This window comes from Neobacillus thermocopriae (assembly GCF_010975035.1).
In the GTDB taxonomy this organism is placed as follows: domain Bacteria; phylum Bacillota; class Bacilli; order Bacillales; family Cytobacillaceae; genus Neobacillus; species Neobacillus thermocopriae.
In genome coordinates this window covers 15,992-41,671 of the sequence record NZ_JAAIUV010000017.1, presented here as the reverse complement: position 1 = coordinate 41,671, position 25,680 = coordinate 15,992, and the positions used below count along the sequence as shown (strand labels likewise).

The following is a 25,680-nucleotide window of genomic DNA, read 5'->3' as shown; positions in this document are numbered from 1 at the left end:
ATTCACTCCACATTTATATTTTCATCACTATTAAAATCAATGATCTTGCCCTCAAATGCATTAACAAAAAGGCTTTTTTCATCATTAACCACAATACGCCACGTTGGTGCCAATACTTGCGATGCAGCCAACTGAATCCGGGTAGAATACCCAAGTTCAACTTTTGTAATCTCACTTTTAGGCTGTAGCTCCCCTTTTTGATGTAAAGTTTCCATCGCTTTTAAAGGTGGAAGAACCACTTCCTTTTCTGTCAGCTTTTCAAATTCCTCCAGATAGGTTTGTTGATAAGAAACGATCTGATTGTCGGCATTATAATAAAATACAATCATTCCGTTAATATTTTTATACAAAGGAACATTGTCGTATTGCTGATAATAAATGATCGTGTTCTTTTTTTCGTTTCTTTCCCCAAATTGATATTGGTCGCCATAAAGGATATTTTCCTTTACAAAAGAAGCAAGCTCAGCCGGTTCAAATTTTTCACCTAACTGTATGGGTTTTTCCAGTTCGGAATTAATGGATGTACCTGTTTCATTAATCTTGACTACTTGTCCTTTTAACTTGGTCAAGTCTTCTTTATTAAAAATTTTGGGTTTTGCACTAAAGTATTGTGCTTTAATGTCCGTCTTTGGAAGATCCTTAAATTTAATTTCATCATTCTTCAACTTTTCCTCAATAGAAGTTGGGGTCATAATCTCGTATTTATTGGCATCCCGGATTTTCATGAGTTGAAAGAGGAGGTATACATCTAAAATAAGAAAAGTAATAATAAATATTGTTTTTATTTTACTCCAATCCATGTTTAAGACCTCCTAGGTCTTCCATCGTAATTTGTCTCCAAGTGCCATCATAACGATAAAACCAGGCAGGCTCCAAAACGATTAATCGATTATCCTTAGAATCCCTATCCATCCGGTAGCCTAAAACCATGTCTTCTAAAAGTTCGGATTTAAAGTTACGTTGGTTCTTAAGAAATTCCAAAACCTTGTGCCCTGAAGGACGTTTCACCGTTTGCATTTCCGTAGTTAATGGAAGCTCAAGCGAAATATTGGGTCGTTTATATTGACAAATTTCATTTCGCCCCCATACTTCAGTGATTTCCGAAAGTCCGTGGTCATGAAAAACAGGGTATCCATCATCGGTATAGAGCCGAAATATGGTTATTGCACTATATTCATTTTTATATACATAGCGATAAGAGTCTGTCCACCCACCATGTTCATTGACAAAATCAATACTCCGCTTGACTAATTCATAGGAATCTTCTACATAATCATCATCAGCAGTAGGGTTGACATAGGAAAGAATGTTACTATCACTGTCAACAGTCATTTTACTTGAATCATTCGTAAATTCTTCTATTTGTCCAGTTGTGTTTTTTTGAACAAAACTTGGATCTCTGAAAAGTGCCTCCTTAAATTCCTCTGAATTTAGAGTAACAGGCAAGAATTTATAAATTAACATCTCCTTTTCACTTTCTGGTAGGAATAATGTTGTTTCCTCAGAAAGTTTGTACGCAAAATAACGGGGCAACTGGTACGCTTTCTTATAAAAATTACGGTTAAACTCGCTTAAATTAGCGGGTGATATATGGCTGATATAGACTTCCTGATTTTCTGTAGAAACAAAGTAGACAACCCCATTCTCTCCTCCTGAATTATCTACACTAATAATAATTCGATTAAAATTAAAGGAAGGAACTTTTTTCCCCTCAATATTCAGTACTCTTCGATATAATTCAATAGGAACTTCACCTGGAAATATAATTTCAGCATTTCCAGTTAAATGAATGAGATCGTCAATATTTTCTACCTTCTCCGTATAATTTTTCACATCAAAAAATGTCCATTTCGTTAATTCCTTGATGACGGCATCAAGTTTCTGTGTATTATTCGTACCGTAATGCTCATTTTTCATATGGTATAAAATACGGTCAGGGCGGATAATTTTATCAATTTCTTTTGCATCACTTAACGTAACTGATTCGACAAACGGACGGTTTTCAATCGTATCGTAATTAGGCTGATAGGTCCATAGATTCCATGTTAATAAAATACTGACCAATACTAATATGGTTAAGATAACGGATTTAATATTTTCATATCTCATGACCATTCATCCTCTTCAGCTCGCTCATATGGCAAAGAAAAAGAAATCGTCGTTCCTTTTCCTTCCTCACTTTCCGCCCAGATGTTTCCTCCATGAGCATCCACAATTTCTTTCGCAATAGCAAGTCCTAACCCCGTACCACCCATTTTTCGGGTTCTTGCTTTATCTACGCGATAAAATCGATCAAATATTTTCCCAATACTTTTTTTAGGTATCCCCATTCCTTGGTCTGATACACTGACAACCATCCATTTTCCTCGTTCTTCAACAGAAAAGGTGACCTGACCGCCTTCCGGAGAATACTTAAGAGCATTGGAAATAATATTGTATAAAACCTGCGTCAATTTATCTTCATCAATTTCTACAAACATCGCTTGATCAGGAAGATTTCGTTGAAAGGTGACATTTTGTTCCTTTGTCATCTCGAACCGGTCAATAATTCGATGGAAGAATTTGATAAAGTTCACCCATTCCACTTTCATTTGATAATCCGTACTATCCATTTTTGATAGGGTGAGCAAATCATTAACCAGTCGAATCATACGTTCCGTTTCTGTCCTTGTTACTTCCAAAAAGTTTGGAGCAAGCTCCTCATCTCGCCAAGCTCCGTCCGCTAATGCTTCTAGGTAGCTTCTCATCGTTGTTAATGGAGTCCTAAGTTCATGAGAAACATTGGCCACAAACTCTCTTCTTTCGGCATCAATTTTCTCCTGCTCTGTAATATCATGAAGGACACAGATTAAACCATTAACAAACCCTGTTTCCTTTTGAATGACGGAAAAATTGGCCCGAAGAATATAATTTTTCGTTTTCGTACTATAATCCAAAATTAAAGAATCCTTTTCTTCCAACAAGTCTTCAAAGGTATTCGTATCATCTAAATCTAATAAAGACACAATCGGTTGGGACAGGACTGTTTCACGTGAAACATTCAGCATTTCTGCTGCCTGTTCATTAATCAAAATGACTCGTCCTTTTCGATCAGTAGCAATAACACCATCCGTCATATAAGAGAGAACAGAGGAAAGTTTCCTTCTTTCTCCTTCTGTCATTGCCTGCGCTTCTTGAAGCTTTCTGGTTAAATTATTAAAAGTGATTGCCAATGTTCCGATTTCATCATTTCCATACACTTTAACTTTACGAGAAAAATTTCCTTTCGCCATGGCCATCGCTTGTTTTTTCATATCAGCAATCGGTCTAGTAATAGTCTGGGCAAGTAAAATGCCAAGAAGTGCCGTAATGGATAAGGCAATAGCTGTTCCAGTGGCAAAAATTCCATTTATGGTTTTCATCTGTTCAAACACCGTTTCAATCTTTGCCTCTAAATAAATAGCCCCTATCACTTTTTTTCCAGATTTTATCGGGATAGAAAGGACCCAAATCCGATTTCTTCCATGGGGCTCCATTTCAATGGCACTTAAATCCTCTTCTAATACCATTGATTGCTTAATGCGGAGCTCAGTTGTTTTCTGACCAACGACTCCTTGATTTCCTGGATGAGAAGTTCCCAGTATTTTGAGAGATCTGCTTTCAATGACCATAACTTCCGATATATCCCCAGCATCATCAAAATCCCTAAGAATTTTTCTAATATCTTCTTCAAGTGTGGGATCATCTTGTGTTCTTTGCTTTTCCATTTCCTCTCTTATATTATAGGCAAGCAAATTCACTCGTTCTTTTATAGATGTTTGAAAATTGGTCCTTAATGTTTCCTCCAGCTGTCGGACAAAATAAACACCGATAATTTGCATGGCCACAAGTATAAGGAGGACATAGATGATGACAAACTTTACATGTATCGAGCTAAAGAAACCAACTTTTTTCACCAGTCATTACTCCTGTTCAGGATTCCGTAGATAATAACCGACACCTCGACGTGTTACAATCCATGCTGGATGGCTTGGATTGTCTTCAATTTTTTCACGAAGTCGTCTAACTGTTACGTCTACAGTACGAACATCACCGTAATAGTCATACCCCCAAACGGTTTGAAGCAAATGCTCTCTTGTCATTACCTGGCCAATATGTTTCGCCAAATAGTAAAGTAATTCAAATTCACGATGTGTCAATTCAATAGTCTCTCCACGCTTGGATACGACATAGGCATCCGGATGTATCACAAGTGAGCCAACGACAATTTCGTTTGTTTCATTTTCTGTTTCTGGTTGCGTAGTAACTTGCTGATGCCTGCGTAAGTTCGCTTTTACACGGGCAATTAATTCCCTTGTACTAAATGGCTTGGTCACATAATCATCTGCCCCAAGTTCCAGCCCAAGCACTTTATCAATTTCGGAATCTTTTGCTGTCAGCATGATAATAGGCATATCATATTTTTTACGGACTTCACGGCAGACTTCCATTCCGTCTCTTTGCGGCAACATAATATCTAATAAAATTAAATCAGGTTGTATTTCCTCTACTAAACGGAGAGCTTCGTTTCCATCATAAGCACAATATACATCATAACCTTCTTTTTTCAGGTTGAATTGTAAAATATCCGCAATTGGTTTTTCATCATCAATAACGAGAATTTTCTTATCCATAACCATTGCTCCTTTTTTAATAAATCTATTTTATGAAAAAGTAATTGAATCTCACACGTATTCTATTTTACTTTACCATTGTTATATCATAAATTCATCTACTAGTATTTGTCTTTTTCAATCGTCTATGTCATATAGAAAAGCGGAAGCACCCTGTCCAGCGGCGTAAAGCATGGAGGTCTCCAACTGAGATATAGGAAACACGAAAAGCGTATGCGATTCGATGTTGACTTATCGTAGGGCGGAGACCGAAGGATTCTAGCCGCTAGGGTGCTGAAGCTAGACAATTCTCTAAGTCCTAAATACACATTCTTATCTTAATAGAAAAGCGGAAGCACCCTGTCCAGCGGCGTAAAGCCTCCTCCCAAAAGCTGTCGCTTTCGGTTGTGCGATGTTAATGCTCCTTGTGTGATCTCCAACTGAGATATTAAAAACTCTAAAAATAACCAATCATGGAAAAGAGAGTAAATGTGCTCTCCGTTGTTAGCTATTTAATCAAGTTGAACACAGATTGTCTTTTCTCATAAGAAAAAGTCTCTAGTTGTAACTAGAGACCATTATCGGTTGACGTAGTTTAGCGGATCGACTAGACGACCGTTTTTATAAACTTCAAAATGAAGGTGGGTTCCTGTTGAATTCCCTGTTGAACCCATAATTCCAATTGAAGATCCTTTTGAAACTGTTTGACCAACACTAACTTTAATAGAAGACAAATGAGCGTATAACGTACGGAAGCCATTTTTATGATCAATAATAATTTTATTTCCATAGCCTCCGCTCCAACCTGCAGAAACTACCACACCATTATCTGCCGCTTTAATCGTTCGATCGCTTGGTCCTGCAATATCGATTCCTTTATGCAATCTTCCCCAACGTTGCCCCATTTTACTAGAAATGTAGCCGCCGACTGCCGGCCAAGCAAAGTTTCCCTCACCCTGAGAAGAAATGACCTTCGTTCCTTTTTTTACTATATTTTTTATAGGCTGCTGGAGAATTTTTTCATACGTAACATCTTTCTTAACAGTTACCCCATTCTGCTCAAAAATTAAATAGTTAACAGATCGTGATCCATTTTGACCTTCCTGCTCAATTATCGTCTGTCCCTTTGGAAGGGATGAATCCTCAAGTATTTCTTGAGGATATGGTACTTCCTCAATCAAGTTTGTTTCTTTTTCCACAATTACGTCGACAAAAGGTTTCGGTACAGTAACATTCAATTCTTGTCCGATTTGCAAAGTGGTTTCTTCTGTTATTCCCGGATTTAGTGCTAGTAATTGTTCCATTTCCAAGCCATGCTTTTGAGCAATAGAATCAAGAACATCTTCCTCTTGAACCACATATTTTATCTCTTCTAACGCACCTTTTTGTAAAAAGGTAACGGCATCTTGTGGAGACATAATTTTTTCCGGTTTAACCGTTCGTGTATCTATTGAAACTTCTTTCGATATACGAATGTCTAAAATGCGCGTTTCATTTTCTCCCAATGGAGGCATTGTATTTTTGTCCAAGCCACTGCGCTCCTCATACTCCTTCAACTGATCCTCAGATACATATTGAAGTTTAAGATTCCTAATGGCTTCTTCTGCCTGATTTTGATCTTCCAAATATACTACAGGCTGGCCATCAATCAAAATAGCGGCAGCCTCAACTTGAATTTGAAAACTATCTTTTAAAGTCTGTACCGTTTCATTGTTATTGACAGATAAACTAAAAATTTGTTCAGGGATATACTCTATTTGCTGTCTAAGTTTACTATCCAAAAATTTATTCAGATCATTACTTGTATTTACTCCTTCAGCAATCGTTTGTTCAATCACTTTTTTATCTGTAACTTTACCAATATATGTACCATTAAGGTAGACATGGTAGATCGTTGACTCATCAGCCGAGTCAGCTAAAGCGGTAGGCCCATTGGTAAAAGTAATAACTGACGCTAGCACTGCTGAAGCGACCATTGTTTTAAGCCAGAAAAATTTCTTTGCTTTTGTTTCTCTCTTGAAGAAAAACATATTATCCTCCTAAACCACGGTAAACCTCTTTCCATTTCATGTTCCAATTGTATAAGGGTTTGACCAGAATTTTAGCCTTTTATAATGTATCATAGTTTAATATAAAAAGATTCATAGTCTTTATAATGTAATAAAAGTGTATTATTAATGACATGTTCCTACATTTTTTGAAACACGTTAGTTACATTTACCTGTTTTATCTTTGAAATACAGGTAAAAATACCCATAAAATATACATACTAGCGCTAGACATTTCTCAAAATTTAAACCATACTTTCCAAAATTGAAAAAAAAGAAGCTTGTATAAAACAAGCTTCTTTAGGGATGGCTCAGGACGGAATCGAACCGCCGACACAAGGATTTTCAGTCCTTTGCTCTACCGACTGAGCTACTGAGCCATATTTATATATTTTTTTAAATTTAAATTCTATGTAAGAAAAATGGCGGTCTGGACGGGACTCGAACCCGCGACCTCCTGCGTGACAGGCAGGCATTCTAACCAACTGAACTACCAAACCGTATTTATATGGCAGTCAACAAGTAGACCGGTCTTGCCTGTCTTTTGCTGACCGCCATTCGCCGATGACCCCTACGGGATTCGAACCCGTGTTACCGCCGTGAAAGGGCGGTGTCTTAACCACTTGACCAAGGGGCCAATTAAGGAAAATGGTGAGCCATGAAGGACTCGAACCTTCGACCCTCTGATTAAAAGTCAGATGCTCTACCAACTGAGCTAATGGCTCCTATTTAAAATAAACCCTTAATCTATGAAAAGCGTTTGTCAGATGTCCCTGCCTCAGGTATGCTTATTCAAGAAGCAGCTCGGCGTGTACAACTCGCTGTATCTCATAGAGGCTTTGCTCGTTGCTCTACCAACTGAGCTAATGGATCATTTACGCCTTATCGTTGCGACGTTTTTTATAATATCATGATAGTTTCTCTTTGGCAACACTTTTTTTTAATTTTTTTGTTTAGTAGTTTTTTTGTTAGATAATCGTTCATATCCATATAACAAAGAGAAAAAATTTCTTTAGAAGGCTCTTTTACAATTCAATCTAAATGAATTGTTCTTAAAAATTTTTTTCTCATAAGACACCTATACTTTTTTGTACAAATAACCTTTTTCATCCTAATTCTAATGATAAAACCACTCCTTTAATTTTGTCCTTGAAAAGGAACAAGGGCTCTTCTTTTAGAAGAGGAGCCCCTCATTCTTATTTTAAGCTATTTTAAATCTGTCTCCAAGGATTGCGGACAACGTTTGTTTGGTTACGGTCTGGACCGACGGAGAAGATTGATAATGGAATCCCTGTTAATTGAGAAATACGTTCTACATAATGACGCGCATTCACAGGAAGTTCATCTAATGATTTACAACCAGTAATATCTTCTGTCCAACCAGGCATCTCCTCATAAATAGGCTCACATTGTGCTAATACTTTAAGATTAGCCGGATATTCGGTAATAATCTCTCCATTATAACGATAAGCTGTACAAATTTTTAATGTCTCAATGCCAGTTAACACATCAATGGAGTTAAGTGAAAGATCGGTTAAACCACTAACACGGCGGGCATGGCGGACAACCACACTGTCGAACCAGCCAACTCGACGAGGACGACCTGTTGTTGTACCATACTCGCGGCCCACTTCACGAATTTGATCACCAATTTCATCATGTAGTTCAGTTGGGAATGGACCATCACCGACACGGGTTGTATAAGCTTTACATACCCCTACTACATGATTGATTTTAGTCGGACCAACTCCAGAACCGATGGTCACACCACCTGCAACAGGATTGGAAGAAGTGACAAAAGGATAAGTACCTTGGTCAATATCAAGCATAACACCTTGTGCTCCTTCAAAAAGAACACGTCGTCCTTCATCAAGTGCATCATTTAATACAACTGATGTATCGCACACATATTGTTTAATCTGCTGACCATATTCATAGTATTCGTCCAAAATATCTTCTACCTTAAACCCTTCCGTTCCATAAATCCGCTCAAATAAACGATTTTTTTCCTCTAAATTACGGACAAGCTTTTCTTCAAACAATTCGCGATCAAGCAAATCAGCAATTCGAATACCGACACGCGCAGCCTTATCCATGTAGGCAGGACCAATTCCTTTTTTCGTTGTTCCAATTTTGTTTGCGCCTTTTCGCTCTTCTTCTACTTCATCTAATTTTAAATGATATGGAAGAATTACATGGGCTCGATTACTGATGCGTAGATTATCTGTTGTAATTCCTTTTTCATGTAAATAGTTAAGTTCTTTGATTAGTGCCTTCGGGTCAACAACCATTCCATTCCCAATAACACAAATCTTTTCCTTATAAAATATCCCTGAAGGAATTAAATGTAATTTATACGTTTCTCCATTGAATTTAATAGTATGACCAGCATTATTACCACCTTGATAGCGGGCAATAACCTCTGCGTTCTCAGAAAGGAAATCCGTAATTTTCCCTTTTCCTTCGTCTCCCCATTGTGTACCAACAACCACTACTGATGACATGAAAGGCACCTCCGATAATGTAACAGACAATAATTTCATTGATTCCTTACATAAGTTTATCAATTCTCCTGCTAAAAAGTCAATAAAACACGAACATTTTATATGATTATATTAAAATATGTTCGTATAAAACTCTGACTCTATTAATAAATACACAAATTCCTTCGTCACCCATGCATAGTCTAATTCAGTCACTTTTGGTCATGCAAAGAATGATGGAGCTAAATTGTTCACTTCAAAGAAACACGAAGAGACTGACGTGATTCAATGTAAATTGATCGTAGGGAGGAAAGCAAAGCCATGCCGTCGTCAGATGCTTTCTTTAAACCATTCTCAAAGTCACAAAAAGTTGCTTACAAAAAAGGAGTCCGTCATTATCTATGACAGACTCCTTACTATTTCATTTTATGCACCAGGGACCTCATAACGAGTTTCCAAGTTAACGAATTTATTATATTCTTTTACAAATGCTAGTTGTACAGTACCAACTGGGCCATTACGCTGTTTGGCAATGATGATTTCAATTATATTTTTATTCTCCGATTCCTTATCATAATAGTCATCACGATATAAAAAGGCAACAATATCCGCATCTTGCTCAATACTTCCAGATTCACGAATATCCGACATCATCGGTCGTTTATCCTGACGCTGCTCAACTCCACGAGATAGCTGAGAAAGAGCAATAACAGGTACCTCCAATTCACGTGCCAGCTGCTTCAACGCACGAGAAATTTCCGAAACTTCCTGCTGACGGTTTTCACCAGGCCTTCCGCTTCCTAAAATCAGTTGAAGATAATCAATTAATACCATACCCAATCCATGTTCCTGCTTTAAGCGACGGCATTTTGAGCGGATATCGTTAATACGGACACCAGGTGTATCATCAATAAAAATCCCCGCATTTGCTAAACTACCCATAGCCATCGTCAACTTTCCCCAATCTTCATCAGTTAAAGTTCCTGTACGAAGCCTTTGGGCATCAATATTTCCTTCCGCACATAACATACGCATAACAAGCTGTTCGGCACCCATTTCGAGACTGAAAATCGCAACATTCTCGCCAGCCTTAATGGCCACATTTTGAGCAATATTTAACGCAAACGCTGTTTTACCAACAGAAGGGCGGGCACCTACAATAATTAAGTCATTTCGCTGGAAACCGGCAGTCATTCGGTCCAGCTCGGTGAAACCTGTAGGAATTCCTGTAATATCGCCGACCCGATTATGCAAAAATTCTATATTGTCATACGTTCTGACGAGAACATCTTTAATATTATGAAAGGCACCAGCATTTTTTCGCTGTGCTACTTCCAGAATACTTTTTTCGGCTTCCGCCAAAAGAGTTTCAACTTCATCTTCTCGGGTATAACCATCAGAAGCAATATTCGTTGCAGTACGGATTAATCTTCTAAGCAACGATTTTTCTTCTACGATTCTAGCATAATATTCGATATTGGCAGCCGTTGGAACAGAACCTGCCAATTCATTTAAATAAACAATCCCACCTGTATCCTCAAGTAGTTTCGTCGCTGCCAGTTCCTCAGCAACCGTAACAAGGTCAACAGCTTTCCCTTGATCACTAAGTTTAAGCATTACATGAAAGATTTTTTGATGGGCAGCACGATAGAAATCCTCTGGGATCAGGATTTCCGATGCTAATGTAAGGGAAGAGGGCTCTAGAAAAATAGCTCCCAATACCGCTTGTTCAGCCTCAATATTTTGCGGAGGCATACGGTCGGCAAATAAATCGCTCATCTTATCAAAACCTCCTAAAAGATAGAGGATGATTTATATTCCTATAAAATTATCATATCTTACAAAGAAAAATGTGACCAGTTAGACCGATCACATTCCATCTATTACTTTTTCTATTTTATCATGTAATGATAAATTTCGAACTGGTGTTTATTTTCCAGATCTTTTTGATTGTGTGTTTATTTTGTTTCTTTAACATGGACGGTTAATGTCGCCGTTACATCTTGATGTAACTTTACTGGAACCTTCGTGTGGCCAAGCGCACGGATTGCATCTTGCAATTCCATTTTACGCTTATCAATTTTGATACCGTGCTTCTTTTGCAATTCCTCAGCAATTTGCTTAGTTGTAATGGATCCAAATAGTCTGCCACCTTCTCCTGCTTTAGCAGAGATTTCCACAGTAAGGCTATCTAGTTTTTCTTTCAGTTTTTTTGCCTCTGCAAGTTCCTCTGCCGCTAGTTTCTCTTGTTTTTTCTTTTGAGCTTCTAACGTGCTGAGGTTAGCATTTGTTGCTTCAACCGCTAAACCCTGCTTAAATAAAAAATTTTGAGCATAACCATCGGCTACATTTTTTATTTCACCTTTTTTCCCTTTCCCTTTTACATCTTTAAGAAAAATTACTTTCATTCCTTTTTACTCCCTTCTAAATAATCATCAATGGCTTGTTTTAATCTCATTTCTGCTTCCTCAATGGTTAGACCGTTCAGTTGAGTCGCCGCGTTTGTCAAGTGGCCCCCGCCTTCCAAGGATTCCATAATCACTTGTACATTGACATTACCCAAGGAGCGTGCGCTAATACCAACTACATCTTCGCCTCTTTTTGCAATAACAAATGAAGCAAGAACTCCATCCATCGTTAACAAAATATCTGCTGCTTGAGCTATGATCACTTGATCATTCACTTCATCGTCACGACCTGTAGCTATGGCTATTCCTTCATGATAAAAGTAGACAGATTCAATCAATTTACCACGTTTAATAAATGTATTTACATCTTCCTTCAAAAACTTTTGAACTAGTATCGTATCTGCCCCATGAGCTCGTAAATAAGAAGCAGCATCAAATGTCCGTGAACCTGTTCTTAAGGTAAAACTCTTCGTGTCAACAATAATTCCTGCTAGAAGAGCGGTAGCTTCTATCACTTCAATTTTACCCCGTTTTGGCTGGTATTCAAGAAATTCAGTAACAAGCTCCGAAGTAGAGGAGGCATAAGGCTCCATATACACAAGCAGAGGGTTTGAAATAAAGTCTTCTCCACGGCGATGGTGATCAATGACGACTTTATTATCAATTTTCATTAGTAATCTTTCATCCATCACCAATGAAGGTTTATGGGTATCTACTACCACTAACAATGTTTTCTCCGTAGAAATTTCTAATGCTTCCTCAGGACTTATAAATCGTGAGATTAGTTTTTCTTGATGACGAATTTCATCCATCAGGCGTTTCACAGAGTTATCTATTTCGTTCATATTTACCACAATATGAGCATCTTTTTGATTCAGCTCTGCTACTTTATAAATCCCAATACTTGCACCGATAGAGTCCATATCAGGGTTTTTATGTCCCATAATAATGACTTTATCACTGGCTATAATTAAATCTCTTAGTGCATGTGAAATGACCCTTGCTCTAACCCTTGTTCTTTTTTCCACTGGATTTGTTTTTCCACCATAAAATTTCACTTTACCGTTAGGGAGCTTAATGGCTACTTGGTCTCCACCTCTACCAAGTGCCAAATCAAGACTAGATTGAGCCAGTAAACCTAACTCTGGCAAGGAGGAAACTCCAGTCCCGACCCCTATACTAAGGGTAAAAGAAACATTATGCTTGGCGGTCATTTCCCTTACTTCATCAAGTATCGTAAACTTTCCTTTTTCGAGACTATAGAGAATTTCTTCATTAAAAACGGCTATAAATCGTTCAGAAGAAATCCGTTTTAGGAAAATTCCATTTTCATGAGCCCATTTATTAAGAATAGATGTGACAAGGTTATTAACGCTGCCTCGCATTTGGTCATCCATGCCCTGTGTGAGGTCGTCATAATTATCTAAAAAGATAATGGCGATTACAGTCCGTTCATTCTGATACATTTTTTCTATTGCTGCTTGTTCCGTTACATCAAAAAAGTATAATAGTCTCTCTTCCGGTTTATGTATGACGCGAAATTTCCGGTCATGAAGGGTAATAATCTCCGTTTCTACTTCCTGCTTGATTAACGGAATCAAACTGTCCGCCACATCATATAAAGTTTTTCCTACCAATGTATCCTCATCAAAAAAGGAAGCTAGATATGGATTGGTCCACTCAACATCATACTCGTCATTAATTAGCATAATTCCAATTGGCATTTCAAGCAGAGCTTCCTCGCCAACCTTTTTTATCCGATAAGAAAGAGTAGAAATATACTCCTCCATTTCCTTCCTTTGTTGATTATCAATGGTAACCATGTAATAGACAGGGAGAACTATTAATAATAGACCTGCTAGGCTTATAATCCAATTATAGTAAGAGAGAACGATGAGCAGTACAATCGTAAGGAAAATTAACCCGTAAAAGGGATAACGGATAGACCGCTTTTCTAAATAGGCAGGCATTATTTCATCTCCTAAAACAATAGTTATTACTCTTTTTTTACAATCTGTTTTCGTAAATTAAAACCTAAATCAATTATACCTAATATCCCTATTATATAAAGAAATACCGGTATCATGAAAGAGACAATTGCTAACACAATAGCAATAGGCTTTGATATCCCTATATGATCAAAATAATAAAACAAAAATGTATATCCTTGAAAAATCATTAATAATAGCAGTAAATAGGTAAGATTTAGTAAAATCGTAAAAAGAAAGGTTCCTTTATCCGGGCTGATTAACATACTAGCCAACAAAGTAATAAGTAGATACAAAAGCGTGCTTTTTGGCAGGCATATATCCTTGAAAGATATAGATTTTTCTACCTTTATCCCAAATCTTTTTATAATAGGGAAGGAGACCAATTGAATCAATAAGGCAATGAAAAGTGCTATCGCAACAAATATGGTTGGAAGCAAAGTATGAACAAAATCTAATCCTTCATTAAATCGCTTAATCAATTTTGTCGCTTCTTTTTCTTGGCCAAAATTTTTTAATATTTCTGCGGAAGAATTCAAAGATTCCCTCATCATATGAATCATATCATTAATGAAATTAATATTAAAAAAAGCGACACTTACAGCATAGCCCCCAATAATGTTAACCAGTACAACTAGGGTACTTACGATAAATATAATGTTTCTATCTTTCCCTTTTCTAATTAAATAGCCAATAACAGCCCCCGTGATCCCATATATTAATACCAAAGGAATGGAAATTAAGGAACCAACGATGGTAGAAAGGAGGATGGATGCAATCAAAAATACAATGGTCCATTGTCCCTCATATTTGGTAGCAAACAAAATAAACGGTATGGCGAGAAATAAATTGACGACCGCCCCGGCAACTGGTATGTAAATGGTTAATAATAAAAGAACGGTAAAAACGGCCAACAGCATCGCACCTTCTGTCAGCTTACGAACATTTTTCACATCTTCACCTCTATAGTAAGGTATCCTATTTTTTATTTTAGTATAGATAAAATTTGAAATACAAACAATTACAAGTAAAAAAGGCAATCGGGAACACCCGACTGCCTTTTCACTTTTCATCTTATCCAGCTTATTATTCACCTGCAACAAATGGTAGTAATGCCATTTGACGAGCACGTTTAATAGCAACAGTTAGTTTACGTTGATATTTCGCGCTAGTACCAGTTACACGACGTGGTAAGATTTTACCGCGCTCAGAGATGAATTTTTTTAGTAAATCCACATCTTTGTAATCGATATGAGTAATACCGTTAGCTGTAAAGTAACATACTTTACGACGTTTTGCACGTCCACCTTTACGTCCTGCCATGATATTCCCTCCTTTAATAATAAAATCAAAAATATTTAAACCGAACTATCATTTATCCAATACTTAGAATGGAAGATCATCATCGGAAATGTCAATTTGACCACTTCCAGCAAATGGATCATCATTCACTCTTGTATAACCTTGGTTTGAAGTTTGTCGTTGATTCTGACTGCCTTCACCAAACGGTGGTTCCATTGGAGGAGCACCGTAAAAATCGTTGCTTCTATTGCCGCTGGATGCCCCTTTAGGTTCAAGGAATTGAACACTATCTGCAACAACCTCTGTTACATATACACGCCTACCGTCTTGTCCTTCGTAGTTACGGGTTTGAATACGACCGTCTACACCGGCTAAACTTCCCTTTTTTAAATAGTTAGCCACGTTTTCAGCAGGCTTACGCCAAACAACACAATTAATAAAATCTGCTTCGCGCTCACCCTGTTGATTAGAAAACGTACGGTTTACTGCTAATGTAAAAGTTGCAACAGCAACACCATTCGGTGTGTAACGCAGTTCAGGGTCTCTCGTTAAACGGCCAACAAGCACGACACGATTCAGCATCAGAATCAACTCCTTTTCCCTTGGAACTGTTTCACGTGAAACATTTATTTAAATCCATCAAATTATTCTTCTTCTTTAATTACGATATGACGAATGATATCTTCGTTGATTTTCGCAAGACGAGAAAATTCTTGTACTGCTGCTGCAGAAGAAGTAGTCTTTACGATTTGATAATATCCATCACGAAAATCATTGATTTCGTAAGCAAGACGGCGTTTACCCCAATCCTTCGTTTCAACAGCTTCCGCGCCATTTTCAAGAAGGATGTTATTGAAACGCTCAACAAGAGATTTCTTTGCTTCATCTTCAATGTTTGGACGGATGATGTACATGATTTCGTACTTATTCATCACAGTCACCTCCTTTTGGTCTAAACGGCCCGATTGGGCAAGGAGCAATTTTCATTACTCACAAGATGAAAGTATAACATAACATAATAGGAAAAGCAATGCTCATTACAGGATTGCCCTGTTTTGAAAAAAATAAGCTGACAAATCTGTCAGCTCTTAAAAAATTATACATTAAAACGGAAATGCATAACATCGCCGTCTTGTACTTCATAGTCTTTTCCTTCCAGACGGACTTTTCCTGCTTCTTTTGCAGCATTATAACTTCCCGCAGCTACTAAATCATCAAAAGAAACCGTTTCTGCCCTGATAAATCCTCGTTCAAAATCGGAGTGAATAATACCGGCACATTGAGGTGCCTTCATTCCTTTTCTAAACGTCCAAGCGCGAACTTCTTGTACACCAGCAGTAAAGTAGGTAGCCAGTCCAAGCAGGCTATATGCTGCACGAATTAATTGGTCCAAACCAGATTCCTCAATACCTAATTCTTGAAGGAACATTTGTTTTTCTTCTCCATCAAGCTCGGCAATTTCCTCTTCAATTTTTGCACATACAACGATAACCTCAGAATTTTCTTTCGCAGCATATTCACGAACCTTTTGCACATATTCGTTTGAAGATGGATCGGCCACATCTTCTTCGCCGACATTAGCCACATAAAGCATAGGTTTAATCGTTAAAAGGTGCAAATTTTTAACAATTTTCATTTGCTCATCTGTAAATTCCACAGACCGTGCTGGTTTTTCTGCTTCAAAAGCATCCTTTAACATAGAGAGTACTTCAAATTCAGCAACGGCATCTTTATCTTTTTGCTTGGCTAATTTTTCAACACGGCTTATACGCTTTTCAACCGATTCCATGTCAGCCAGAATTAATTCCAAATTAATCGTTTCAATATCGGAAATCGGGTCAACCTTTCCAGCTACGTGAGTAATATTTTCATCAGCAAAGCAACGAACCACTTGACAGATAGCATCTACTTCACGGATATGAGAAAGAAACTTATTTCCTAACCCTTCTCCTTTACTTGCCCCTTTTACAATTCCAGCAATATCTGTAAATTCAAAAGTGGTTGGCACGGTCTTTTTTGGTTGAACCAATTCTGTTAGTTTTTGTAAGCGGGGATCTGGTACTTCTACAATACCGACATTGGGATCAATCGTACAGAAAGGATAATTGGCCGATTCTGCCCCCGCCTGGGTAATTGCATTAAACAATGTGGATTTGCCAACGTTCGGCAAACCTACAATACCTGCTGTTAAAGCCATTCACGTTCACTCCTCGAAAAAATAAATCTATCTTAAAATGATTATCGAATCATAACTATACAAGTCTTTCACAATTATAGGCATTGGCGGCCAAAAAAACAAGGAAAATTAGAATGGGAACATGTCTATGATATAGAAAAAAAACTGGCACCAAGCAGCACCAGTCTAGTTCACTTTTTCAAGATTGACAAGACAATCGTATAGTGTACTTCCAAGTCCATTATCAGATTCTCTACTAGATGTCAAATTATTAACAGGACCCCCGAATTCCTCCCAAATTCCTTCATCAATATTAATTGTATCAGGATGGAGCGTTCCTAAAACAGAGACATAGCCTTTAACTTCACCACGGTCATTCCATACCCTTACATAGTCCCCATTTTGCAAGCCAAGATTTTGAGCAATATTTTCAGCGACTTCTACCTTCAGCTTTACATGACCATTTAATAAATGATAGTTCTGCGAATGATTAGATCTCATCGGATGGATGGTCAACAGGTTATATGGATATTGTTCTGCTAATGATGGATTAGACCATTTCGATTCATCCGGAACAGCCAATGTTAATAAACCTGTTTTTCCTTTTTGTTGTCCAAGGATGGACGTAAACTCAAATTTACCTGTAGGAGTTTGAAACTTTCGATCTTGCCATGGAACTTTTGAAACCGGTAGTTCGAATGTGTGTTTTTGTTTCAATTTTTCAAGGGTAAGTCCCATTTGTTCTAAAGGTTTCAATGTCATTTTCAGCCATTCATCCCGAGAAAAATCAAAGTCCTTCCCAAAACCAAGACGATTAGCTAGCTGTGTCCAAATCCACAAATCAGGCTTTGCTTCTCCTGGAGCAGACACAAGCTTTGGTCCATAATTTACATAATGATGGTACATGGATGAGAAATAAAAATCTTCTTCTTCAAACGCCGTTGTGACTGGTAAAATGTAATCTGCAAGTTTTGCTGTGTCCGTCATATATTGGTCCATGACAACAAGGGTTTCTACGGATTTGAAGGCTTTCTTGACCATTCGCGAATCCGGAACCTGAGTGATGGGGTTCCCACAAGTAACCATAATCATTTTAATTTCAGGATCCCTAGCTGAGAGCACTTCCTCCGCCTGCTTCATAATAGAAAACAAGCGATGATTTTGTCTCCTTTCCGGCAGGGTTAATTGATCATAAGCAAAGCTTTGTCCCACCTGAAGATTCGCATAGTTTGCTCCACCTCCAGGAACCCCAATATTTCCGCTTACTGCAACAAGTGCATCAATCAATCGAATGGTATTCCCACCATTTTTATAGCGTTGCAACCCAAGTCCCATATAAGTGGAGACAGGCTTATCAGCATAAACACCAGCTAATTGAGTGATAACTTCCAATGGCACTTCTGTCATTTCAGAGACAGTTTCGAGCGAAATACTATGAAGGAGCTTCAGTAAATCTTGAAATCCATAGGTATATTGCTCAATAAAAGTGCGATCTTCCAAGCCGAGCCGAAGCATTTCTTTCATAATTCCTGCAGCTAAAATTCCATCCATTCCTGGTTTAATGGAAATAAATTGGTCGGCAATTTTGGCCGTGGCATGGTAAATGGGGTCAATGACAAACAGTTTGGCGCCTCTTTTTTTGGCTTCCAACAGTTTTTCATATAAATGCATATTGGTTCGGGCTACGTTTCTGCCCCATACAACAATATTTTTACTGTTAAAGATATCCTCCGGTTCATGGCTTAAAGCATTCCCGAAATCCCATTTTTGAGCTTCAATTCCAGAGCCCCAACACAGTGAACCATAAAGCTCCGTTACTCCTCCATAGCAATTAAAAAAGCGCTGGTCCAAATTTTTTAATATCCCATTATTCGCATAATCATGACTATGTAAAACGGCTGTTGTGCCGTAGCATTCTTTTATTTCTTTTAATCGATCAGCAATTTCGTCTAAAGCCTGCTCCCAAGAAATTTCTTTGAAAGTACCGTTTATTTTTTTCATAGGGTGCAAAAGACGTAGCTTTGAATTTGTCCGTTTCTCCAGCATTCGCCCCCGGCCGCAAATTTTCCCTTTCGTAATTGGATGGTCTGGGTCACCTTCTACTTTTATAACTCGGTCATTCTCTATAGTTACCATTAATCCACAGCTATCCCAGCAATTCAAAGGACAGGCCGCTTTCTTTACATAAGCCACAACTCCACCCCCATAAAAAACGGATCAATCTTTACTTTTCTAATAAGAATAATACAATTTCCATAAAAAAAGAAAGCATGAAGTCTTATCCTTCATGCTTTACTAAAATCTTCTTCATTTTTCGCGTAAATTCTTTTCTTGGAATCAATACACTGTGCTGACATCCTTCACATTTAATTCGAATGTCCATTCCCATACGAATAATTTTCCAACGATTAGTTCCGCATGGATGTTGCTTTTTCATCTCAACGATATCATATAGACCAAATTCCTTTTCCATTAAAGATCACTCCTTATACACCCATTTGTTTTGTATCTACTGAATCCTTAGAATACATAACCATCTTTGGATAAGGAATCTGAATTCCATGCTGGTCTAAGTAAAGTCTAATATCCTTTCTCATTTTACGCGCAACCCCAAAGTGCTGCATTGGCAATGTTTCTGCAGTTACCCGTAATGTGACTTCTGTTGGTCCAAGCATCTGTACACCCAATAACTCAGGTCGATTAACTAATTCTTCATATTGATCCGGCATTGTGTCCAATAGTTCATTAATAATCCTTTGAACCTCATCAATATTTTCTTCGTATGGAATGTTAATATCGACCACAGCAATACTATTATTAATAGAAAAATTAGTCACTTCAAGTATATTTCCATTTGGAATAATATGGACCTCACCTGTCCAGCTTTTTATTTTTGTCGTCCTTAGACCTATTGTTTCAACAGTTCCTTCGAACTCACCAATTCTGACATGATCACCAACAGAAAATTGATCCTCAAATATAATGAAGAATCCTGTGATCACATCTTTAACCAAACTTTGTGCTCCAAAACCAACAGCTAAACCGACAATCCCAGCCCCGGCAAGCAATGCCTTAACATCAATATGAAATACAGAAAGGATCATCATAAAAGCAATAAAATAAACCACATAAGTAAGGATATTTTCTAAAAGTCTTGCCAGTGTATCCTCTCGCCTTGTGGATGTATTTAATGGGGTAAGATTTCTTATTTTAAATATGTTATGAATCGCTACCTTTCCTAGACGAATTAGTACATTGGCAATAACCAAGATAATGACAATTTTAAGAATACCTTCACCGATATTCAACCAAAGGTTTTCATCTTGTAATTTATTCATCAGTTTTTGAATGCCCTTCTCTGTAAAAGTTTTTTCAGATAACACCATACACACACCTACTTTCTACTTTTACATTTAACCATTATTGTATCAATTTTTCTTAACAGTGGATAGAAATCTGTTTTTTATCTTTTTTGTCTCCACCATGTATAGTTTCCCTAATTTTTCCGTATACTGTTAAGGCATAATTTAGCAATTATTTTTAGGGAGTGGGCTTAATGAATCTGAAAGCAATGGTTTTTAACAAGAAAACAAAAACACAAATTATGCACGATGAGCTCCACGCGGCCGAGAATCTAGCAGAGGAGCTACTCATTCATTTACCTATATCTGTTACAAGCCGTCCCATTGTGTTTGTTTGTATTGGAACAGATCGTTCAACTGGCGATTCATTAGGTCCACTAATTGGAACATTGCTGGAGGAGAAAAGGCTCAACTCCTTTTATGTATACGGAACATTAGATGAACCAATCCATGCTGTTAACCTTGAAGAGAAACTAAAAGAAATACATGCCAAACACCATGATCCATTTATTATTGGCATTGATGCATGCCTTGGTCGTTTAAAAAATGTAGGAGCCATTCAGTTAGGGAATGGACCTGTAAGACCTGGTGCTGGAGTAAACAAAGAATTGCCGCCGGTAGGGGAAATACATATTACCGGAATTGTAAATGTCAGCGGGTTTATGGAATTTTTTGTTTTACAAAATACCCGATTAAGTCTAGTGATGAAAATGGCAAAAACAATTGCAAATGGAATTTACCATGCTAGTTTACTATACCAAAAACAGCGCTGGGCAGAAATAAACTGGGTGGAAGAAGAAAATACCAATTAAAGAGCAATCGCAACCATTTAGCGAATGCTCTTTTTTGTCTTACTTACAAATATAGCTGATAATGATAAAGAATGGTTACAATAATCCCAACCATTAAAATCGCCGGCAGCAAATTTGCAACCTTTATTTTCGTCAATCCTGTAAGATTTAAACCAATAGCAAAAATCATAATTCCACCAGTAGCCGTCATTTCCAAAATAAACTGATCCAATAAAACTTTTGGGACAATTCGGTCAATCTGTGTGGCAAATAAAGCAATGAGACCTTCATAAAGTACAACCGGGATAAATGAAAATATAACTCCTATTCCCAATGTAGTTGTTAATACTAAGGCAGTAAATCCATCAATAATCGCTTTTGTATATAACACATCATGGTCACCACGAATCCCACTATCCAATGCCCCAATAATGGCCATTGCTCCAATCACAAAAATTAAGGTAGCCGTAACAAATCCTTCCGAAATCCGTGACTCACCTTTGGAACCAATCTTTTGTTCCAGCCATTTTCCTAGCTTGTTTAGTTTATCTTCCAGCTGAAGTAGTTCACCAATAACAGAGCCAGTAATGAGGCTGATAATGACAATTAAAAAGTTTTCACTTTTAAGCCCCATTTGTAATCCTAACACTATAACGGCTAAGCCGATGGCATGCATCACCGTTGTTTTCATCTCTTCCCGAATACGGTTAAATAATTTACCGACTAGCGTTCCAAAAATAATGAATAAACCATTTACAAGCGTCCCTAATAAAAACATTGGATTTTCTCCTTTTCTTATACCCTTCAAAAATTTTTAGACGTTTAATAGTCATATATGATGAATAAATTTACTAAAAAAAATAAACCATCCATTAGATGGCTTATACGTTTTCCTTTTGCCCCAATAAACCTAAAATGCGTTCTAAATCCTCGTCAGAGAAAAATTCAATTTCAATTTTTCCTTTATTTTTATTCTTTTTAATATTTACTGTCGTACCAAAACGCTCACGAAGAGTATGTTCTTGTTCTTGAATAAAAATATCTTTTTTCTTTTCAGGCTTTTTTGTTTCACGTGAAACATTTTCATTTAACTGCTGAATCAATTTTTCTAATTGCCGTACGTTTAGTGATTCCTTAATTGTTTTTTCTACTACCTGAGAAAGCTTGTTTTTTTGCCTTAATCCAAGTAAGGCACGACCATGTCCCATAGTAATTTTGCCTGATGAAATTAATTCTTGAACAGCAGGAGGGAGGGACAAGAGACGGATATGATTCGCTATATGCGGTCTGCTTTTCCCTAAGCGCTTCGCCACTTCTTCTTGGGTCAGTTTCAGCTTGTCCATTAACGCTTGATAAGCAGCCCCCTCTTCGATAGGATTTAAATCCTCACGTTGAAGGTTTTCAAGGACAGCTAGCTCCATCATTTGCTGTTCTGACAGTTCACGTACTACGGCAGGAATAGACTCAAGCTTCGCTTCTTTAGCTGCACGGTAGCGTCGCTCACCAACCACAATTTCATACCCTTTTATCGTTTTTCTAACAATAATGGGCTGTAATATACCGTGCTCTATGATGGACGCTTTTAGCTCATCAATCGCTTCTTTTTGGAAATGTTTTCGAGGCTGGTAAGGGTTGGGACGCAAATCCTTTAATTTAATTTCTTGGACTATCTCTTCTTTACTGGCTTCCATATTAAAAAATGCATTCAAGCCTTTTCCTAAACCTTTAGCCATTCGAAACCACTTCCTTTGCTAAATCTAAATATACCTCTGCTCCACGGGACTTTGCATCATAGCTTATAATTGGTTCCCCATGGCTTGGAGCCTCACTTAGACGTACATTTCTTGGGATAATGGTTTTATACACTTTATCCTGAAAATATTTTTTTACTTCTTCAATCACTTGAATGCCAAGGTTTGTCCGAGCATCCAACATGGTTAATAAAACGCCTTCAATTTTTAATTCTTGATTTAAATGCTTTTGTACAAGTCTTACCGTATTCAATAACTGGCTTAACCCTTCCAATGCATAATACTCACACTGAACAGGTATTAACACCGAATCAGATGCCGTTAACGCATTGATTGTCAATAAACCTAAAGAAGGGGGACAATCAATAATAATGTAATCAAATTGGTCCTTCACTTCTTCAAGAGCACGTTTTAATCGAACTTCTCTTGAAATGGTTGGAACTAATTCAATCTCTGCTCCTGCAAGTTGAATGGTAGCCGGTATGGCATATAAATTTTCTATTGCCGTTGACTTTATAACATCCTTCGCTTCTACATCATCTACTAAAACATCGTAAATACATTGGTCTACTTCTGCCTTTTCGATTCCTACCCCACTTGTCGCATTTCCTTGTGGATCAATATCCACAAGTAAGACACGCTTCCCAATATATGCTAAGCAGGCGCCCAGATTGACAGAGGTAGTCGTTTTGCCGACTCCGCCCTTTTGATTCGCGATTGCAAGAATTTTACCCACGATGTCACCTACCCTTTAATTCTTCCATAATATAATTCTCAAAAACTTGTATTTTCATTTAGATGACTCCTAAATTGGTCGATGTCCATCTAGTAAAAAAATTTAAATTCCATTCCTATATTTTAACATGAAATAAAAAGGATGTTGTTTTTTTTCAAAAAATAATCCAACAAACCCGTTGAATTTCCCAATAAATAAAAAAGAAGAGTAAATTCAGGCAATTATTTTAATTTCCCTTACAAAAAAGAGCCTGACATCATTGTCAGCCTCTTTATAGATTCCGTTATTTTTATTTTTTCTTTGGAATTCGAATAGTAAATTGATAGAAATCCTCAAATTCTTCTTCTTCAGAATCAAGCGTAATTCCGCTGTCTGATACCATTGATAGTGATTGGCGGATGGTATTGACTGCGATTCTCATATCCTTGCTGAACGCCTTTCGTTTCGGTTTCTGCTTTTCTTTTTTTGGCTGTAATAACTTTGCAACCCGTTCTTCTGTTTGCTTAACGTTTAAATTCTTCTCCATAATTTCCGTTAACAATGCTATTTGTTTTTCCGGATCCTTCAAAGGTATTAAAGCACGGGCATGTCTTTCTGTAATCTCTTTATTTAATAACGCATCTTGAATTGGTTGCGGCAATTTTAACAAACGTAGCTTATTTGCCACTGTAGATTGTCCCTTCCCAAGTCGTTGAGCCAACGCCTCTTGGGTTAAGTTATGAAGCTCCAGCAGCTTTCCGTATGCAATGGCTTCCTCAATGGGGGACAAGTTTTCGCGCTGCAGATTTTCAATTAATGCGACAGAAGCCGTTTCTGTATCTGTCATATTTTTAACGATGGCAGGTACCTCTGTCCATCCTAATTTTTTCATAGCCCGCCAGCGGCGTTCTCCGGCGATAATTTCATATTTGCCAGCAGCAAATTCTCTAACAACGATTGGTTGAATAATTCCATGTATATGAATGGTTCGTGATAATTCTTCAATTTTTTCTTCATCAAAGACTGTTCGAGGCTGGAAACGGTTAGGAACTATTTGATTTATTGGTATTTTCTTAATTTCGTCGTTTCTTTTTATATTCAGCTCTTCTTCTAGCTCTATTGTTTGATCTCCCTTATCGCCAAAGCCAAAAAAGCGTGTAAACGAATTTTTCATCCCCAACACCACCTTAAGGAAACTCCCTTATACTTATTCTCTATTCAAATAGTTTCTTCCTGCCTAGGATAACATTTTTATCCCTAAATTGTTAGTACTGCTAAGCCGCAAATGTAAGAATTACTCAATTGGTGACTTCGCCGGTGTCCCCGGTTTCCGAGGAAATTTTTTCGGTGTTTGTTTTTCCTTTTTAATAACGATGATGGTACGTTCACTTTCTTCAATGGGCAATGTAAAGGTATATTTATTTTCTATTTTCCCACCTAAAGTTGTAATCGCCTTTTGTCCCTTTTTTAACTCCTCTTCTGCATGTAATGCTTTCAATGCTACAAAGTGTCCTCCTACCTTCACAAGAGGAAGACAAAATTCACTTAAAATCGACATTCTGGCGACAGCTCTTGCTGTAACAACATCAAAACTTTCTCGATAAACTGGGTTTACTCCAAAAGTTTCCGCCCGGTCATGAATGAATTGAACATTACTTAAGGATAAGACATCCGCAAGATGATTTAAAAAAGTAATCCGTTTATTCAGTGAATCAACAATGGTTAATTGCAATTCTGGAAAAACAATTTTTAAGGGAATGCTCGGAAACCCGGCACCTGCCCCTACATCACACAAACGTAACGGTTTGGCAAAATCAAAATAAAAGGCTGCTGAGAGAGAATCATAAAAATGCTTTAAATAAACTTCTGGTTTTGAAGTGATAGCAGTTAAGTTTATTTTTTCATTCCACTCAACGAGAGTCTCAAAATATTTTTCAAACTGCACCATTTGAGTACTGGTAAGGGAAATCCCCTTTTCTCTTAGACTAGTTTCAAATTGTTCAACATTCATTAAGAACTCTTCCT

The 25,680-nt window shown here is 37.4% G+C and carries 23 protein-coding genes and 4 tRNA genes; 1 reads left to right on the top strand and 26 read right to left on the bottom strand.

Translation table 11 applies throughout. The features are described 5' to 3' along the window. Positions 1 to 2: 2 nt before the first annotated feature. The 21 genes from G4Z05_RS11385 to G4Z05_RS11285 all read right to left on the bottom strand — a co-directional run bounded on the left by G4Z05_RS11385 (position 3) and on the right by G4Z05_RS11285 (position 20,374). On the bottom strand, positions 3 to 800 hold the full coding sequence (locus G4Z05_RS11385) for a two-component system regulatory protein YycI (RefSeq protein WP_163251996.1): 798 nt from the start codon (positions 798 to 800) through the stop codon (positions 3 to 5). After that, the gene (locus G4Z05_RS11380; RefSeq protein ID WP_163251995.1) at positions 787 to 2,109 is read right to left on the bottom strand and encodes a YycH family regulatory protein; all 1,323 of its coding nucleotides are present in this window, start codon (positions 2,107 to 2,109) and stop codon (positions 787 to 789) included. The genes G4Z05_RS11385 and G4Z05_RS11380 overlap by 14 nt, the downstream gene beginning before the upstream one ends. Next, on the bottom strand, positions 2,106 to 3,935 hold the full coding sequence (gene walK / locus G4Z05_RS11375) for a cell wall metabolism sensor histidine kinase WalK (protein ID WP_163251994.1): 1,830 nt from the start codon (positions 3,933 to 3,935) through the stop codon (positions 2,106 to 2,108). The genes G4Z05_RS11380 and walK overlap by 4 nt, the downstream gene beginning before the upstream one ends. Positions 3,936 to 3,941: 6 nt before the next feature. After that, positions 3,942 to 4,652 carry a response regulator YycF gene (yycF, locus tag G4Z05_RS11370; protein ID WP_163251993.1) on the bottom strand — a complete coding sequence of 237 codons (711 nt, stop codon included), beginning with the start codon at positions 4,650 to 4,652 and terminating at the stop codon, positions 3,942 to 3,944. 557 nt (positions 4,653 to 5,209) lie between these two features. Continuing rightward, positions 5,210 to 6,661, bottom strand: coding sequence for a M23 family metallopeptidase (locus G4Z05_RS11365; RefSeq protein WP_163251992.1), 1,452 nt, complete (start codon positions 6,659 to 6,661; stop codon positions 5,210 to 5,212). Positions 6,662 to 6,986: 325 nt separating this feature from the next. Continuing rightward, positions 6,987 to 7,059 (bottom strand) — tRNA-Phe (locus tag G4Z05_RS11360). Between the two features lie 43 nt (positions 7,060 to 7,102). Further along, positions 7,103 to 7,179 (bottom strand) — tRNA-Asp (locus G4Z05_RS11355). Between the two features lie 65 nt (positions 7,180 to 7,244). Further along, positions 7,245 to 7,316 (bottom strand) — tRNA-Glu (locus tag G4Z05_RS11350). Positions 7,317 to 7,328: 12 nt separating this feature from the next. Beyond that, positions 7,329 to 7,404: transfer RNA gene (locus G4Z05_RS11345), tRNA-Lys, on the bottom strand. Positions 7,405 to 7,890: 486 nt separating this feature from the next. Then, entirely contained in the window at positions 7,891 to 9,183 is a 1,293-nt protein-coding gene (locus G4Z05_RS11340; protein ID WP_163251991.1) for an adenylosuccinate synthase, read from the bottom strand. Positions 9,184 to 9,588: 405 nt separating this feature from the next. Beyond that, positions 9,589 to 10,941 (bottom strand): replicative DNA helicase, encoded by a 1,353-nt coding sequence (dnaB, locus tag G4Z05_RS11335; protein WP_163251990.1) that lies wholly within the window; start codon positions 10,939 to 10,941, stop codon positions 9,589 to 9,591. A 179-nt stretch (positions 10,942 to 11,120) separates the two neighbouring features. After that, complete coding sequence (rplI, locus tag G4Z05_RS11330) at positions 11,121 to 11,570, bottom strand: 50S ribosomal protein L9 (protein ID WP_163251989.1); 450 nt, start codon at positions 11,568 to 11,570, stop codon at positions 11,121 to 11,123. After that, positions 11,567 to 13,540: a DHH family phosphoesterase gene (locus tag G4Z05_RS11325; RefSeq protein ID WP_163251988.1), complete on the bottom strand. Its 1,974-nt coding sequence runs from the start codon at positions 13,538 to 13,540 to the stop codon at positions 11,567 to 11,569. Before G4Z05_RS11325 ends, rplI begins: the two co-directional genes overlap by 4 nt. Positions 13,541 to 13,566: 26 nt before the next feature. Next, positions 13,567 to 14,511 carry a YybS family protein gene (locus tag G4Z05_RS11320; protein ID WP_327990077.1) on the bottom strand — a complete coding sequence of 315 codons (945 nt, stop codon included), beginning with the start codon at positions 14,509 to 14,511 and terminating at the stop codon, positions 13,567 to 13,569. Positions 14,512 to 14,644: 133 nt separating this feature from the next. After that, a complete protein-coding gene (gene rpsR / locus G4Z05_RS11315) occupies positions 14,645 to 14,884 on the bottom strand; it encodes a 30S ribosomal protein S18 (protein WP_321175697.1) in 240 nt (79 codons plus the stop codon). 60 nt (positions 14,885 to 14,944) lie between these two features. Beyond that, positions 14,945 to 15,442 carry a single-stranded DNA-binding protein gene (gene ssb / locus G4Z05_RS11310; protein ID WP_163251986.1) on the bottom strand — a complete coding sequence of 166 codons (498 nt, stop codon included), beginning with the start codon at positions 15,440 to 15,442 and terminating at the stop codon, positions 14,945 to 14,947. A 62-nt stretch (positions 15,443 to 15,504) separates the two neighbouring features. Continuing rightward, positions 15,505 to 15,792, bottom strand: a complete 288-nt coding sequence (gene rpsF, locus G4Z05_RS11305) for a 30S ribosomal protein S6 (protein WP_038538118.1) — start codon at positions 15,790 to 15,792, stop codon at positions 15,505 to 15,507. Between the two features lie 164 nt (positions 15,793 to 15,956). Further along, complete coding sequence (ychF, locus tag G4Z05_RS11300; RefSeq protein WP_163251985.1) at positions 15,957 to 17,057, bottom strand: redox-regulated ATPase YchF; 1,101 nt, start codon at positions 17,055 to 17,057, stop codon at positions 15,957 to 15,959. Positions 17,058 to 17,222: 165 nt separating this feature from the next. Beyond that, a complete protein-coding gene (locus tag G4Z05_RS11295) occupies positions 17,223 to 19,229 on the bottom strand; it encodes a molybdopterin-dependent oxidoreductase (RefSeq protein WP_163251984.1) in 2,007 nt (668 codons plus the stop codon). Between the two features lie 85 nt (positions 19,230 to 19,314). Further along, positions 19,315 to 19,509 (bottom strand): DUF951 domain-containing protein, encoded by a 195-nt coding sequence (locus G4Z05_RS11290; RefSeq protein ID WP_038538125.1) that lies wholly within the window; start codon positions 19,507 to 19,509, stop codon positions 19,315 to 19,317. Positions 19,510 to 19,522: 13 nt separating this feature from the next. Further along, positions 19,523 to 20,374: a mechanosensitive ion channel family protein gene (locus G4Z05_RS11285; protein ID WP_240465366.1), complete on the bottom strand. Its 852-nt coding sequence runs from the start codon at positions 20,372 to 20,374 to the stop codon at positions 19,523 to 19,525. A gap of 218 nt (positions 20,375 to 20,592) precedes the next feature. On the opposite strand from G4Z05_RS11285, the gene yyaC reads away from it, so the two are divergent. Then, positions 20,593 to 21,210, top strand: coding sequence for a spore protease YyaC (yyaC, locus tag G4Z05_RS11280; protein ID WP_038538131.1), 618 nt, complete (start codon positions 20,593 to 20,595; stop codon positions 21,208 to 21,210). 43 nt (positions 21,211 to 21,253) lie between these two features. Here the strand turns inward: yyaC and G4Z05_RS11275 are convergent, their stop codons facing one another. From G4Z05_RS11275 to rsmG, 5 genes are all read right to left on the bottom strand, one after another. Further along, positions 21,254 to 21,967 (bottom strand): DUF554 domain-containing protein, encoded by a 714-nt coding sequence (locus G4Z05_RS11275; protein WP_163251982.1) that lies wholly within the window; start codon positions 21,965 to 21,967, stop codon positions 21,254 to 21,256. A gap of 103 nt (positions 21,968 to 22,070) precedes the next feature. Beyond that, positions 22,071 to 22,922 carry a ParB/RepB/Spo0J family partition protein gene (locus tag G4Z05_RS11270; protein WP_163251981.1) on the bottom strand — a complete coding sequence of 284 codons (852 nt, stop codon included), beginning with the start codon at positions 22,920 to 22,922 and terminating at the stop codon, positions 22,071 to 22,073. Continuing rightward, positions 22,915 to 23,676 (bottom strand): ParA family protein, encoded by a 762-nt coding sequence (locus G4Z05_RS11265; protein WP_163251980.1) that lies wholly within the window; start codon positions 23,674 to 23,676, stop codon positions 22,915 to 22,917. The genes G4Z05_RS11270 and G4Z05_RS11265 overlap by 8 nt, the downstream gene beginning before the upstream one ends. A gap of 289 nt (positions 23,677 to 23,965) precedes the next feature. After that, the gene (noc, locus tag G4Z05_RS11260; RefSeq protein ID WP_163251979.1) at positions 23,966 to 24,829 is read right to left on the bottom strand and encodes a nucleoid occlusion protein; all 864 of its coding nucleotides are present in this window, start codon (positions 24,827 to 24,829) and stop codon (positions 23,966 to 23,968) included. Between the two features lie 120 nt (positions 24,830 to 24,949). Then, on the bottom strand, positions 24,950 to 25,666 hold the full coding sequence (rsmG, locus tag G4Z05_RS11255; RefSeq protein ID WP_163251978.1) for a 16S rRNA (guanine(527)-N(7))-methyltransferase RsmG: 717 nt from the start codon (positions 25,664 to 25,666) through the stop codon (positions 24,950 to 24,952). Between the last annotated feature and the right edge of the window lie 14 nt (positions 25,667 to 25,680).

Coding starts and splice junctions, on each gene's coding strand:
- G4Z05_RS11385 (WP_163251996.1), bottom strand. CDS start 800: ATGGATTGGAGTAAAATAAAAACAATATTTATTATTACTTTTCTTATT.
- G4Z05_RS11380 (WP_163251995.1), bottom strand. CDS start 2,109: ATGAGATATGAAAATATTAAATCCGTTATCTTAACCATATTAGTATTG.
- yycF (WP_163251993.1), bottom strand. CDS start 4,652: ATGGATAAGAAAATTCTCGTTATTGATGATGAAAAACCAATTGCGGAT.
- G4Z05_RS11365 (WP_163251992.1), bottom strand. CDS start 6,661: ATGTTTTTCTTCAAGAGAGAAACAAAAGCAAAGAAATTTTTCTGGCTT.
- G4Z05_RS11340 (WP_163251991.1), bottom strand. CDS start 9,183: ATGTCATCAGTAGTGGTTGTTGGTACACAATGGGGAGACGAAGGAAAA.
- dnaB (WP_163251990.1), bottom strand. CDS start 10,941: ATGAGCGATTTATTTGCCGACCGTATGCCTCCGCAAAATATTGAGGCT.
- rplI (WP_163251989.1), bottom strand. CDS start 11,570: ATGAAAGTAATTTTTCTTAAAGATGTAAAAGGGAAAGGGAAAAAAGGT.
- G4Z05_RS11325 (WP_163251988.1), bottom strand. CDS start 13,540: ATGCCTGCCTATTTAGAAAAGCGGTCTATCCGTTATCCCTTTTACGGG.
- ssb (WP_163251986.1), bottom strand. CDS start 15,442: ATGCTGAATCGTGTCGTGCTTGTTGGCCGTTTAACGAGAGACCCTGAA.
- rpsF (WP_038538118.1), bottom strand. CDS start 15,792: ATGAATAAGTACGAAATCATGTACATCATCCGTCCAAACATTGAAGAT.
- ychF (WP_163251985.1), bottom strand. CDS start 17,057: ATGGCTTTAACAGCAGGTATTGTAGGTTTGCCGAACGTTGGCAAATCC.
- G4Z05_RS11290 (WP_038538125.1), bottom strand. CDS start 19,509: ATGGAAAAGGAATTTGGTCTATATGATATCGTTGAGATGAAAAAGCAA.
- G4Z05_RS11285 (WP_240465366.1), bottom strand. CDS start 20,374: ATGAATAAATTACAAGATGAAAACCTTTGGTTGAATATCGGTGAAGGT.
- yyaC (WP_038538131.1), top strand. CDS start 20,593: ATGAATCTGAAAGCAATGGTTTTTAACAAGAAAACAAAAACACAAATT.
- G4Z05_RS11275 (WP_163251982.1), bottom strand. CDS start 21,967: ATGTTTTTATTAGGGACGCTTGTAAATGGTTTATTCATTATTTTTGGA.
- G4Z05_RS11270 (WP_163251981.1), bottom strand. CDS start 22,922: ATGGCTAAAGGTTTAGGAAAAGGCTTGAATGCATTTTTTAATATGGAA.
- noc (WP_163251979.1), bottom strand. CDS start 24,829: ATGAAAAATTCGTTTACACGCTTTTTTGGCTTTGGCGATAAGGGAGAT.
- rsmG (WP_163251978.1), bottom strand. CDS start 25,666: ATGAATGTTGAACAATTTGAAACTAGTCTAAGAGAAAAGGGGATTTCC.